The 13,045-nt window shown below is 41.2% G+C and carries 10 protein-coding genes; 2 read left to right on the forward strand and 8 right to left on the reverse strand.

The genetic code is table 11. From position 1 onward, the window contains the following. Positions 1–27: 27 nt before the first annotated feature. The gene (locus MK405_RS05625; RefSeq protein ID WP_268704531.1) at positions 28–1,920 is read right to left on the reverse strand and encodes a DUF2207 domain-containing protein; all 1,893 of its coding nucleotides are present in this window, start codon (positions 1,918–1,920) and stop codon (positions 28–30) included. A gap of 130 nt (positions 1,921–2,050) precedes the next feature. On the opposite strand from MK405_RS05625, the gene MK405_RS05630 reads away from it, so the two are divergent. Both MK405_RS05630 and MK405_RS05635 read left to right on the forward strand, forming a co-directional pair. Continuing rightward, positions 2,051–3,619, forward strand: a complete 1,569-nt coding sequence (locus MK405_RS05630; RefSeq protein WP_268704532.1) for an ABC transporter substrate-binding protein/permease — start codon at positions 2,051–2,053, stop codon at positions 3,617–3,619. Further along, positions 3,616–4,356 carry an amino acid ABC transporter ATP-binding protein gene (locus MK405_RS05635; protein ID WP_000193353.1) on the forward strand — a complete coding sequence of 247 codons (741 nt, stop codon included), beginning with the start codon at positions 3,616–3,618 and terminating at the stop codon, positions 4,354–4,356. The genes MK405_RS05630 and MK405_RS05635 overlap by 4 nt, the downstream gene beginning before the upstream one ends. A 92-nt stretch (positions 4,357–4,448) precedes the next feature. On the opposite strand, the gene MK405_RS05640 is transcribed toward MK405_RS05635, so the two are convergent. From MK405_RS05640 to fusA, 7 genes are all read right to left on the reverse strand, one after another. Further along, positions 4,449–4,664 carry a capsule biosynthesis transcriptional regulator gene (locus tag MK405_RS05640; RefSeq protein WP_000241003.1) on the reverse strand — a complete coding sequence of 72 codons (216 nt, stop codon included), beginning with the start codon at positions 4,662–4,664 and terminating at the stop codon, positions 4,449–4,451. Between the two features lie 106 nt (positions 4,665–4,770). Further along, complete coding sequence (locus MK405_RS05645; protein ID WP_268704533.1) at positions 4,771–5,667, reverse strand: SPFH domain-containing protein; 897 nt, start codon at positions 5,665–5,667, stop codon at positions 4,771–4,773. A gap of 82 nt (positions 5,668–5,749) precedes the next feature. After that, entirely contained in the window at positions 5,750–7,000 is a 1,251-nt protein-coding gene (ilvA, locus tag MK405_RS05650) for a threonine ammonia-lyase IlvA (protein ID WP_268704534.1), read from the reverse strand. Positions 7,001–7,079: 79 nt separating this feature from the next. Further along, positions 7,080–8,102 carry a ketol-acid reductoisomerase gene (gene ilvC, locus MK405_RS05655; RefSeq protein ID WP_268704535.1) on the reverse strand — a complete coding sequence of 341 codons (1,023 nt, stop codon included), beginning with the start codon at positions 8,100–8,102 and terminating at the stop codon, positions 7,080–7,082. Between the two features lie 90 nt (positions 8,103–8,192). Next, positions 8,193–8,669: an acetolactate synthase small subunit gene (gene ilvN / locus MK405_RS05660; RefSeq protein ID WP_001253806.1), complete on the reverse strand. Its 477-nt coding sequence runs from the start codon at positions 8,667–8,669 to the stop codon at positions 8,193–8,195. Further along, entirely contained in the window at positions 8,662–10,362 is a 1,701-nt protein-coding gene (locus tag MK405_RS05665; protein ID WP_045617707.1) for an acetolactate synthase large subunit, read from the reverse strand. The genes ilvN and MK405_RS05665 overlap by 8 nt, the downstream gene beginning before the upstream one ends. 330 nt (positions 10,363–10,692) lie before the next feature. After that, positions 10,693–12,774, reverse strand: coding sequence for an elongation factor G (gene fusA / locus MK405_RS05670; RefSeq protein WP_000090342.1), 2,082 nt, complete (start codon positions 12,772–12,774; stop codon positions 10,693–10,695). Between the last annotated feature and the right edge of the window lie 271 nt (positions 12,775–13,045).

Raw genomic sequence — 13,045 nt, forward strand, 5'->3', positions numbered from 1 at the left:
ATAATTTTGGATTCTGCGATAGATTTTTTAGAAAGCACCGATGCTACCACCGCCTCCGCCTCCTGAGAATCCTCCACCTGAAGAACCACTTCCAGAAGAGACGGAGTAATTGCTTGCTGTATTTGCAATACTAGCATAGTGGCTCATTTGAGCAGTTGAATGGTAAAACATACTGTGCCAGCCATAAGCTACATAAAGATTGATATCTGGGTTCTCGACCTGAATCTGATAAGATCTCATCAAATGGCTCACCTTGTCCGCATAACCAAATAAAGTAGCATAAACAAGGAGACGATTCCAAACAACAATACTTTCTAATGCTGCCTTGTCTAGATGGGCGATATCGCGAAGCATGTTTTCAAAACTAGTCCAGAGATAGTACACTTCTAGTCCATCTTCATTTAAAACACCATCACGAGTATCAAATCGGGTCGTCCAATAATAGACGGCAGCTAACATCAAGCCCACAAACCCAAGGATAGGAAGTGGCAGGGAAAGATACCCGTGAGCATCCAAACTATACAAGAACCAGCCAAAACCAACGAAAGCAGGTAAAATCGTAAAGACACCTATCGTCAATCGCAGGATTTTTTCTCCATTACTCAGTGAACGATAATAATCTGGAAGTTGCAAAGAAGAAACCCGCTTTCTCACTCCATCCTGCATCTGCTTCAGAGCTTGCTCAAAAGACGACTTAAGTTTACGTCCTGTTTTCTGAATTCGTTTTTCATCAGCTGCTTTTGCACCTTTGTAAAGACTAGTTGACACTTGGTAATCTGCAAACAAATCTGAAACAAGCACTTCTTCTCTTCCTGAAAAGGCCAAATTAAGGCAATCCTTTTCAAAACTTGCCAATCCCTTTTCTTTTACGACTTTTAAACGAACTTCATCTCCATTTGAGATGATTGAAACATTTCCACGGTCGATCACATCCAATAAAGTTGCCTGAACGAGTTGGTCAAATGTGAACTTCCCTCCTCCTTTGGTCAAGGGACTGACTTCCTCTAAAGAAGTGGAGTAAACAGCTTCCGATAAAACCATCGGTTCTAAGTCCATTGGCGGTTCATAGAGACGGTAATTTTTGGCATATTTCTTCGATGGGGAGGTTTTTCTTCTGTAAATGCAGTAGAAAATAACACTAAAGACTAAAAAAAGCGAGAGTAGGAAAGGGATGATCCACGTAACCAGAGCTTTGCTCTGAGCTTTTTCAGCAGTAATGGACTCCTCTATTTTTTCAAATTCTGCTAAACGATTGCCCTTCAATCCCTGATCCAAAGCTGTTTCAAAATCTTTTCTAAGCCAATAGGCATGCAATTCAACCCCACGCTGACGAGGTAGGTTCTTCAAATGAACACGATAATCACCACCTGTCTTCTCTACCTTGCCCTCTGTAAAGAGTTTCCCTGTATGAAAGAAAAGTTTTTCAGCTCCATTAAAGCCCGTTACCCGAAACTCAAAATTTTCGATAGGTTCTGAACTATCCGTCAAGGGTTGCCAATTTAACTCCGCTATATCCTTGTATAAGAAGAGCAGATTTGATAGTTGCCAGGTAACCGTCACCCGAACAGTATCTCCGGCATATCCAGCATTATAAATTTTTACCTTGTAGCCGTCCTCTTCCTCCATAGTATAAAAGGAAACATTTTGAATAATTTGCCCATTTTTAGACACTTGAACGGTCGGGTCGGAATCAATGTCAAATCCTTCTGGCATTTTACCAGCTTTTCCTAGTCCAACTAGCTGACCATTATAATCATCTCCAAAACGGTAGGTGATTGTTTCCTTAAAAATTGCAGTATTATCTGCATGAATATTCAAATCACCCTGATAGGATAAGATGTCAAAATCTACTGCAAAAACTAAGCTCGGTATAAATAATAAACAAGCAAATACCAAAGCCAACAGCCATCTTTTTTTCATAATCGATTCCCTTTCAATCTTTTCACCATTATATCATTTTTTATAAGTAAAGGCTTACTTGTATTGAAAATCTCACCATTTTTAGATACAATAGAGAGAAGTCATTTTTAGACTAGAAATAGGAGAAAACATGAAAAAATTATGCTTATCTATCCTTGCTAGCCTAGCCCTTACACTGGGACTAGTTAGCCAAGTCCAAGCCGACGAATATTTACGCATCGGGATGGAGGCAGCTTACGCTCCCTTCAACTGGACCCAAGACGACGATAGTAATGGTGCTGTCAAAATCGACGGTACCAACCAATATGCCAACGGCTATGATGTTCAAATCGCTAAAAAGATTGCCAAAGATCTAGGTAAGGAACCTTTGGTCGTGAAAACCAAGTGGGAAGGACTTGTTCCAGCCCTTACTTCTGGCAAAATCGATATGATCATTGCTGGTATGAGCCCAACCGCTGAACGTAAACAAGAAATTGCCTTTTCAAACAGTTACTATACTAGCGAACCAGTTCTATTGGTCAAAAAGGACTCTGCCTATGCAAATGCCAAATCTCTAGAGGACTTTAATGGAGCAAAAATCACTTCCCAACAAGGTGTTTACCTTTATGACTTGATTTCCCAAATCCCTGGTGCCAAGAAAGAAACAGCTATGGGCGACTTTGCTCAAATGCGTCAAGCTCTGGAAGCCGGTGTTATTGATGCCTATGTTTCGGAACGCCCTGAAGCACTGACTGCTGAAGCCGCTAACTCTAAGTTCAAGATGGTCCAAGTAGAACCTGGTTTCAAAACTGGAGAAGAAGATACAGCTATCGCCATTGGACTTCGTAAAGATGACAGTCGTATTAGCCAAATCAATGCGAGCATCGAAACCATCTCCAAAGATGAACAAGTTGCACTGATGGATCGTATGATTCAGGAGCAACCTGCCGAGGCCACAACAACTGAAGAAAGTGGCAGTAATTTCTTCAGCCAAGTTACTAAAATTCTTTCTGAAAACTGGCAACAGCTCTTGCGCGGTGCAGGCGTCACTCTTTTAATCTCAATCATCGGAACTATCGTAGGTCTCATTATCGGTCTTGCCATTGGTGTCTTCCGTACGGCTCCTCTCTCGGAAAACAAAGCCATTTACAGCCTACAAAAACTAGTCGGTTGGATTCTCAATGTCTATATTGAAATCTTCCGTGGTACACCGATGATTGTTCAATCCATGGTTATCTACTATGGAACTGCTCAAGCTTTCGGTATCAATCTCGACCGGACACTGGCTGCTATCTTTATCGTCTCAATCAACACAGGCGCCTACATGACAGAAATCGTTCGTGGTGGTATTCTAGCAGTTGACAAGGGACAGTTCGAAGCTGCAACCGCTCTTGGTATGACCCACAATCAAACCATGCGTAAGATTGTCCTTCCTCAGGTTGTCCGTAATATTCTACCTGCTACTGGTAATGAGTTTGTCATCAATATCAAAGATACCTCTGTATTGAACGTTATTTCAGTTGTCGAGCTTTATTTCTCAGGAAATACTGTAGCGACTCAAACCTATCAATACTTCCAGACCTTTACCATCATTGCAGTGATTTACTTTGTCCTCACCTTCACTGTGACTCGTATCCTACGTTTTATCGAACACTATATGGACATGGACACTTACACTACAGGTGCTAACCAAATGCAAACGGGGGATTTGAAAAAATGACACAACCAATCCTTGAAATCAAACACCTAAAAAAATCCTATGGGCAAAACGAAGTGCTAAAAGACATTTCTCTCACCGTCCATAAAGGAGAGGTTATTTCCATCATCGGAAGCTCGGGAAGCGGAAAATCAACCTTCCTTCGTTCAATCAATTTACTCGAAACACCTACAGGAGGAGAGATTCTCTATCGCGGAGAAAATGTCCTGGAAAAAGGCTATAACCTCACCCATTATCGTGAAAAGCTCGGTATGGTTTTCCAATCTTTCAATCTCTTTGAAAATCTGAATGTCCTTGAAAATACTATCGTTGCCCAAACTACTGTACTCAAACGCGACCACTCTGAAGCTGAAAAAATTGCCAAAGAGAATCTCGAAAAAGTTGGTATGGGAGAACGTTACTGGCAAGCCAAGCCTAAACAACTTTCAGGTGGACAAAAGCAACGTGTAGCTATCGCTCGTGCACTCTCCATGAATCCTGACGCCATTCTCTTTGACGAACCTACATCTGCCCTTGACCCCGAAATGGTCGGAGAAGTCCTCAAAATTATGCAGGACCTAGCTCAAGAAGGCTTGACCATGATTGTTGTAACCCACGAAATGGAATTTGCTCGCGACGTCTCCCATCGTGTCATCTTCATGGACAAGGGAATCATTGCAGAAGAAGGTAAACCTGAAGAACTCTTCACGAATCCTAAAGAAGAACGGACAAAAGAATTCCTTCAGCGTTATCTCAATTAATAAATAAAGACTGCATACAGAATGCAGTCTTTTTAGTTTGTAATTGTAAAGAAAAGGCAGACTCGATTCAGGAATCTGCCTGTAACCACAGTTCAATCTTCAAATTTTTCATGATTTTTTTCATAGAAATCGATTAAACTAAGAGCTGTTTCAAATGAAATATTTTTAACTTTTGCGCGTCCTTGTGCTAGAGCAATGATAGACATTTCACGCGCATTCGTTTCTTTAGAGATACGGTAACCTGTGATCTTCTTATCACGGACCCAGCCAACAACTGCTTCTACCTTTTCAAAGTTTGACTTAACCATGTTCTTCTCCTGAATTATTCTTTACAATTCTTAATTGTATACGTTTTTATTTCATCTGTCAATAAAAAAACATATATTCGTCACAACTATATTATTCTGCATATTTTTATTTGGCTTTTAAAGCCGATAATATATGAGTTCTTATATCCTCAACTCCATTAGGATTTGCTGGTAGGAAGATTGTATTATTACCCTCTTTATCCGCAAAATTATTCAACGTATCTAAATACTGGTTCGTTAATAGGATAGACATGATTTGTTCTTCAGTCAGCTCAACATTAGCTCCCTTTAACTCTTTGATAGAATCAGCCAGTCCGTCAACAATCGCTTTACGCTGTTCTGCAATCCCTACACCATGTAGGCGATCTTTTTCTGCTTCTGCTTCTGCTGCGGTCACGATCTTAATCTTATCTGCTTCAGCAAGTTCTTGCGCTGCAACTCTCTTACGTTGAGCTGCATTGATTTCATTCATTGATTGTTTTACTTCAGCATCAGGTTCAACCTTAGTAATCAGCGTTTTGACAATGATATACCCATACGTAGACATTTCTTCTGCCACTTGTTTTTGAACTTCTAAGGCGATTTCATCCTTCTTCTCAAACAACTCATCTAGGGTTAACTTTGGTACAGATGAGCGCAAAGCATCTTCAATATAGGATTTGATTTGGGCTTCTGGACGCATCAATTTATAATAGGCATCTGTGACATTGTTTTCATTCACTCGATACTGAGTTGCCACATTCATCGTTACAAATACATTATCTTGCGTCTTTGTCTCTACAACGATTTCACTCTGCAACAAGCGTAGTTGTACTCTTGCTGCAATTCTATCAATCCCAAAGGGAGCCCGCAAATGAATACCACTATTGCTCAACTTTTGGTATTTACCAAAGCGTTCTATAATAGCGACAGATTGTTGTCGTACCACATATACAGAACTAATCGTAATCACTGATACAATCACCACTAAAATCAATACAACAAGTAAAATTTGTAAAACCATGGGAATCTCCCCCTTTCATCACCCTCATTATAACACCATCGTTATCATTACGCAAATAATATGATAATAATTTTATTTTAGTTTAAACTAGCATATTATACAGTGTTTCATTTCCATTCAAATTAATATAAGACGGGTCAAACTTTTCCATTCGATGAATCAATCCAGCATAATCATGCTTATTGGCAAGAGCAATCCCAATCAATACGGGCCCCGTCCCCTTACTTGCTCGTTTGATATATTCAAAACGAGTGATGTCATCATTTGGCCCCAAGATATCATTTACAAACTCTCGGAGGGCTCCAGGACGCTGTGGAAAGTTCACTACAAAGTAATGCTTGATTCCATCGTAAATCAAGGCACGTTCTTCCATCTCTGGCATACGGTTGATATCGTTATTTCCTCCAGAAATAATACAACAAATCGTCTTGCCTTTGATATAGTCTGATAAAACTTCCAAGGCTGCAACGCTGGCAGCCCCTGCTGGTTCCGCTACAATTCCTTGTTTGGAATAAAGATCAATCAAGGTTTCAGAAATCAATCCCTCGTCCACCCCAATCAGCGTTTCAACATTCTGACGGGTCGCTTCATAGGTTAATTGTCCAACCTTCTGTACGGCTATCCCATCAGCGAACTTATCAATCTCTTTGAGTTTAACTGGTCCTCCAGCTTCAAAGGCTGCCTTCATCGAACGGGCACCATTGGCTTCTACACCAATTACTTCGATAGCGGGATTAGTTTCTTTGATATAGGTCGAAACCCCTGCAATCAGTCCGCCACCGCCTACTGGCACGAGTACTGTATCAAAATCGATAGCCTCTTTACGAGCTTCTTCAAGAATTTCATAGGCGACAGTCCCTTGACCTGCTTGGACATGAGCATCATCAAAGGGATCAATAAAGGTGCGGCTTTCAGAAACTGTAAATTCTTGAGCTGCTTTAGCTGAGGCATCAAAGGTATCTCCAACTAGTTTAATGGTCACGAAGTCTCCACCAAAAAAGCGGACCTGTCCAATCTTTTGTTGCGGTGTTGTGATGGGCATAAAGATGGTTGCAGGAATCTTCATCTCATTACAAGTATAGGCGACACCTTGAGCGTGATTTCCTGCAGAGGCACAGACTACACCACGCTCACGTTCTTCTTTTGTTAATTGAGAAATGGCATAATAGGCTCCACGAATTTTAAAAGAACGAACACGCTGGGCATTTTCCTTCTTCAAATAAATCTTAGCACCATACTTCTCTGATAAATAATGATCATAATCAAGTGGAGTATTGACTACTACACCACTCAATACTTTGTGGGCTTTCACCACGTCTTTTGCACTTAGCATTGTCTCCTCCTCAAATACTGTTTAAGATAAAAAGCGAGTTAGGTACCCCCAACTCGCCTTCTGTTTTTCTTCACAAGAATTAGTTGTAGATTTTGAATGCGTCGTCGTCATTTTTACCAACGAATGGCATTGCTTTACGCAATTCAGCACCAACTTTTTCAATTTCAAGGTTAGCTGCTTGTTCACGGTAAGCAGTCAATTTTGGACGTCCAACCTTGTAGTCATTTACAAAGTCATTTGCAAATTTACCATTTTGGATATCTGCCAAGACAGCTTTCATGTTTTCTTTAACTTGCTCAGTAATCACACGTGGACCTGATACATAATCACCGTATTCAGCAGTGTTTGAAATAGATTGACGCATTTTCTTGAATCCACCTTCATAGATCAAGTCAACGATCAATTTCATTTCATGAAGAACTTCAAAGTAAGCCAATTCTGGGGCGTATCCTGCTTCTGTCAAGACTTCAAAACCTGCTTCGATAAGGGCAGTCAAACCACCACAAAGTACAGCTTGTTCACCAAACAAATCTTCTTCAGTTTCTTCTTTGTAAGTTGTTTCAAGCAAACCAACACGAGCTGCTCCAACACCTTTACACCAGTCCATAGCAATATTTTTCGCATTTCCTGTAGCGTCTTGGTATACTGCATAAAGAGCTGGAACACCAAAACCTTCTTCGTAAGTACGACGTACCAAGTGTCCTGGTCCTTTAGGAGCACACATGAAGACATCTACATCTGCAGGAACTTTGATAAATTCAAAGTGGATGTTGAAACCATGGGCAAATCCAACTGCATTTCCTGCTTCCAAGTTTGGAGCGATTTCTGCTTCGTACAATTCTTGTTGGATTTCATCTGGTGCCAAGATCATGATAACGTCAGCCAATTTAGTTGCTTCTGCTACTGTGTAAGTGTCAAATCCATCTTCTTTTGCTTTGTCAAAAGATTTACCTGGACGTACACCGATAATGACATCACGACCTGAATCACGCAAGTTTTGCGCATGCGCATGTCCTTGTGAACCATAACCGATTACGGCGATTTTTTTACCGTCAAGCGCTGCTACTTTAACATCTTTTTCGTATTCCATTTGAACTGCCATAGTTTTTCTCTCTTTTCTATTATTTATTGCCTTTTAGGCCGGTTTAACAAATTTATGCTGGATTTTATACTCAATGAAAATCAAAGAGTATTAGTCGCGGGTAAATCCAGTTGCACCCGTACGAGCGATATTTTTGATACCATATGGTCGAATCACTCGCAATAAAGCTTCACTCTTTTCAGCATTTCCAGTCATCTGAATAGTGATGGAGCTTGGAGCCACATCTACTACCGTTGCACGGAAAGGTTGGATAATGGCCAAGATTTCTGCACGCTTTTCAGCAGGAGCAGATACTTTTACCAAGATAACTTCTCTTTCCAAGTGTGGTTTATCTGTGATATCTCGAATGCGAATCACATCAATCTGACGATTGAGCTGTTTAATGATTTGCTCTACTTCATCGTGTGAAGCTACATCGATAATGATGGTAATCCGTGATACATCAGGATTCTCTGTCGCACCAACTGAGATACTCTCAATATTGACTTGGCGACGTGAAAGGACACCTGTAAAACGATTGAGGACTCCTGAACGATTTTGTAGTTTTGCTGTTAACATTCTACGCATGGAACTTCACCCCCAACATCTCATGATTGCTCTTACCAGCTGGTACCATCGGTAAAACCTGTTCCTTACGAGAAATATCCACCTCGATAAACATGGGCACATCCTCCAGAATGACTTCTAGATCCTTCTCTAGCGTCTCTGGATTATCAAATTTATAATTTTTGATGCCGTAAGCCTGTGCCATCAGCTGGAAATCAGGAAGTGTATCAAAGACTGATTCGGAAGTTCTACCCTCATAGAAGGATTCCTGCCACTGACGAACCATTCCTAGGGAGTGGTTATTCAACATGACAACCTTAATCGGTACCTTGTATATGTTTAGGATTGCTAGTTCCTGATTGGTCATCTGGAAGCCACCATCACCGACAAAAAGGATAACTTCTTTTTCCGGATTGGCAATCTTAGCTCCGATAGCTGCGGGAACTCCGAATCCCATGGTACCCAAACCACCTGAAGTGACTAACTGACGCTCATTTTGGTAAGGATAATACTGAGCCGTCCACATTTGGTGTTGACCAACGTCAGTTACAACAATGGCATCCCCATTCGTCAACTCACCAATGCGTTCAATAACGGCCTGCGGTTGAACCACACGTTCTTTCTTATCATAAGAACGAACTCGATTCTTGTCCTTGGTGACTTTTTCAATCCATTTCTCAGTATTGTTATGAACAGTTGGTTCTGCTAGTAGCATCTGCAAGGCTTTCTTAGCATCCCCCACCACAGGAATATCTGCTCTGATAATCTTGCCAATCTCAGCTGGGTCAATATCAATGTGGGCAACCTTAGCATTCTTCGCAAAGGTCTTAGGATTTCCCGTCAAGCGGTCATCGAAACGGCAACCAATACTAATCATAAAGTCGGCTTCCGTCATGGCAATATTAGCTGCGAAAGACCCATGCATGCCTCCCATTCCGAGGAAGAGTGGATGGCTAGTTGCAATCGTACCTTGTCCTAAAAGACTGGTCACGACTGGAATTTGGTAGCGTTCTGCAAACTCATTGAGTTCTGTAGCTGCTTCTGCATAACTAACTCCACCACCTGCTAATAAAACAGGTTTCTTGGCTTTTGACAATTGCTTCAAGATCTTCTTGATTTGCATGTCATTTGGCTCCAGAGTCGGCTGATAGCTTGGCAAATTCACTTCGGGTGAATAGATGAAATCTGTCTCTAAGGCAGATACGTCTTTTGGTAGGTCAATCACGACAGGCCCTGGACGACCTGTCGTTGCGATATGAACAGCTTCCGTAATGATGCGAGGAATATCTGCCGTCTCACGAACTTGGTAATTGTACTTAGTGATTGGCATGGTAATTCCCACGATATCCGCCTCCTGAAAGGCATCCTTCCCAATCCCTGCTCGCGCCACCTGGCCCGTAAAGACCAAAAGGGGAACGCTATCGCTCATGGCATCTGCAATCCCTGTAATGGCATTTGTAGCTCCCGGTCCACTCGTGACGACAGCAACACCCAACTTTCCAGTTGATTTGGCATATCCTTCAGCTTCGTGCAAACAACCTTGCTCATGGCGTCCTAAAATGTGGCGAATGCCTTTAAAATTATATATCGCATCATACAAAGGCAAGACTGCACCACCAGGATAGCCAAATATGGTATCAATTCCTAAGTCGCGAAGTGTTTCCAAAACTAGGTCCGACCCCGTCTTAGGAGATTCTAAACTGATTTTCTCCATTGTTCCCCTTTCTCTTCTCTTAAAAATAGCTTGTTACTATCATACCATTTTTTCAAAAATTTTCAAGACAAAAGAAGCAATTTTCTGAATTTTCTATCTAAAAGTGTATTTATGAACTTTTTTATCATTTTTATTAACATATCATCAAAATAAGGAACTTTTCCTTGCTTTCATTTATTAAATCAGTCTAATTTCTTCGTACATGGGATGGAAGTTGGCAAGATTTTCATTTAATTTCTAAATTTCCATAATATATTCAGCAAATATGCGTGCAATAAAGGTAATAAAAAAGGAAGCCACTAAGTGACTTCCTTCTATTGCGAAGACAGATTATTCTTCACCTTTGTTTTTCTTAATGATTTCTTCTTGTACTGACTTAGGTACATCTTCATAGTGGTCAAATACCATCATGAATGTACCACGTCCTTGAGATGCAGAACGAAGAACTGTTGCATAACCGAACATTTCAGCAAGTGGAACGTAAGCACGAACGATTTGGCTGTTACCGTGTGCTTCCATACCATCTACACGTCCACGACGAGCAGTTACGTGACCCATAACATCACCAAGGTTTTCTTCTGGAACAGTGATTGTTACAAGCATCATTGGTTCAAGGATAGCTGGTTGTGCAGTCTTAGCAGCTTCTTTAAGTGCAAGAGATGCAGCAATCTTGAAGGCAGTTTCAGATGAGTCGACATCGTGGTATGAACCATCGTAAAGTTTAGCTTTAACGTCAACAATTGGGTAACCTGCAAGAACACCGTTAGCCATTGCTTCTACAAGACCTTTTTCAACCGCTGGGATAAATTCACGAGGAACCACACCACCGACGATTGCGTTTTCAAATTCGAATCCTTTACCTTCTTCGTTTGGAGTAAATTCAATCCATACATCACCGAATTGACCTTTACCACCAGACTGACGTTTGAAGAATCCACGTGCTTGAGTAGAAGCGCGGAATGTTTCACGGTAAGATACTTGAGGAGCACCTACGTTCGCTTCAACTTTAAACTCACGACGCATACGGTCAACAAGGACGTCAAGGTGAAGCTCACCCATACCAGAGATAACTGTTTCACCAGTTTCAACGTTTGTTTCAACGCGGAATGTTGGATCTTCTTCAGCCAATTTTTGAAGAGCGATACCCATCTTGTCTTGGTCTGCTTTAGATTTTGGCTCAACCATCAATTGGATAACTGGTTCTGGAACGTCGATTGATTCAAGGATGATTTTAGCTTTTTCATCAGTCAATGAGTCACCAGTTGTCGTATCTTTCAAACCAACGGCAGCAGCGATATCACCTGAGTAAACAGTGTCGATTTCTTTACGGCTGTTAGCGTGCATTTGAAGGATACGTCCGATACGTTCACGTTTACCTTTAGAAGTATTCAATACGTATGAACCTGATTGAAGAACACCTGAGTAAACACGGAAGAATGTCAAACGACCTACGAATGGGTCTGTCATGATCTTGAAGGCAAGAGCTGCAAATGGCTCTTCATCAGATGCTGGACGAGTTTCTTCTTCATCTGTATCTGGGTTAACACCTTTGATTGCTGGGATGTCAAGTGGGCTTGGAAGGTAGTCGATAACCGCATCAAGCATCAATTGAACACCTTTGTTTTTGAAGGCAGAACCACACAATACTGGGAAGAATTCAACATTGATAGTAGCTTTACGGATACCCGCTTTCAATTCTTCGTTAGTGATTTCTTCACCTTCGAGGTATTTCATCATCAAATCTTCATCAGTTTCAGCAACTGCTTCGATCAATTTTTCACGGTATTCTTGTGCTTGTTCAAGATATTCAGCTGGAATATCCTCTTCAAGGATATCTGTACCAAGGTCGTTTGTATAGATTTCAGCTTTCATCTTGATCAAGTCGATGATACCACGGAAATCATCTTCAGCACCGATTGGCAATTGGATTGGATGTGCGTTTGCTTGAAGACGGTCGTGAAGTGTGCTTACTGAGTAAAGGAAGTCAGCACCGATTTTGTCCATTTTGTTGGCAAATACGATACGTGGAACTCCGTACTCAGTTGCTTGACGCCAAACTGTTTCAGTTTGAGGCTCAACACCTGATTGTGAGTCAAGAACAGTAACCGCACCGTCCAATACACGAAGAGAACGTTGTACTTCAATTGTGAAGTCCACGTGCCCTGGTGTGTCAATGATGTTTACGCGGTGGTTGTTCCATTGAGCTGTTGTCGCAGCAGATGTGATAGTGATACCACGTTCTTGCTCTTGCTCCATCCAGTCCATTTGTGACGCACCTTCGTGAGTTTCACCGATTTTGTGGATTTTACCAGTGTAGTAAAGAATACGCTCAGTAGTTGTTGTTTTACCGGCATCGACGTGAGCCATGATACCGATATTACGAGTTTTTTCAAGTGAAAATTCGCGTGCCATGAGGTTTGTTTCTCCTATTTATTTTTGATTTCTATTCTATTATAACACGATTTTAATAAAAACGGATAGGCAGGACCTACCCGTTCTCAATGTTTATCTTGTTTTTGTTGGTTTCAACTTGTAGACAAGTTGAATTGAACTCGGGCTAAAGTTAATTAGCCGAGTTGAACTCAAGCTAAAAGTCTGGAGAAAAAGATGAATCTCATTGGTTGCAATCGCAACCTACTTCGATTCCCTATTTTCTCTGGGACTTTCTTAACGCTTTCGTATC

Origin of the sequence: Streptococcus oralis (assembly GCF_026782345.1) — a bacterium.
In the GTDB taxonomy this organism is placed as follows: Bacteria; Bacillota; Bacilli; order Lactobacillales; family Streptococcaceae; genus Streptococcus; species Streptococcus oralis_CK.

Coding starts and splice junctions, on each gene's coding strand:
- MK405_RS05625 (WP_268704531.1), bottom strand. CDS start 1,920: ATGAAAAAAAGATGGCTGTTGGCTTTGGTATTTGCTTGTTTATTATTT.
- MK405_RS05630 (WP_268704532.1), top strand. CDS start 2,051: ATGAAAAAATTATGCTTATCTATCCTTGCTAGCCTAGCCCTTACACTG.
- MK405_RS05635 (WP_000193353.1), top strand. CDS start 3,616: ATGACACAACCAATCCTTGAAATCAAACACCTAAAAAAATCCTATGGG.
- MK405_RS05640 (WP_000241003.1), bottom strand. CDS start 4,664: ATGGTTAAGTCAAACTTTGAAAAGGTAGAAGCAGTTGTTGGCTGGGTC.
- MK405_RS05645 (WP_268704533.1), bottom strand. CDS start 5,667: ATGGTTTTACAAATTTTACTTGTTGTATTGATTTTAGTGGTGATTGTA.
- ilvA (WP_268704534.1), bottom strand. CDS start 7,000: ATGCTAAGTGCAAAAGACGTGGTGAAAGCCCACAAAGTATTGAGTGGT.
- ilvC (WP_268704535.1), bottom strand. CDS start 8,102: ATGGCAGTTCAAATGGAATACGAAAAAGATGTTAAAGTAGCAGCGCTT.
- ilvN (WP_001253806.1), bottom strand. CDS start 8,669: ATGCGTAGAATGTTAACAGCAAAACTACAAAATCGTTCAGGAGTCCTC.
- MK405_RS05665 (WP_045617707.1), bottom strand. CDS start 10,362: ATGGAGAAAATCAGTTTAGAATCTCCTAAGACGGGGTCGGACCTAGTT.
- fusA (WP_000090342.1), bottom strand. CDS start 12,774: ATGGCACGCGAATTTTCACTTGAAAAAACTCGTAATATCGGTATCATG.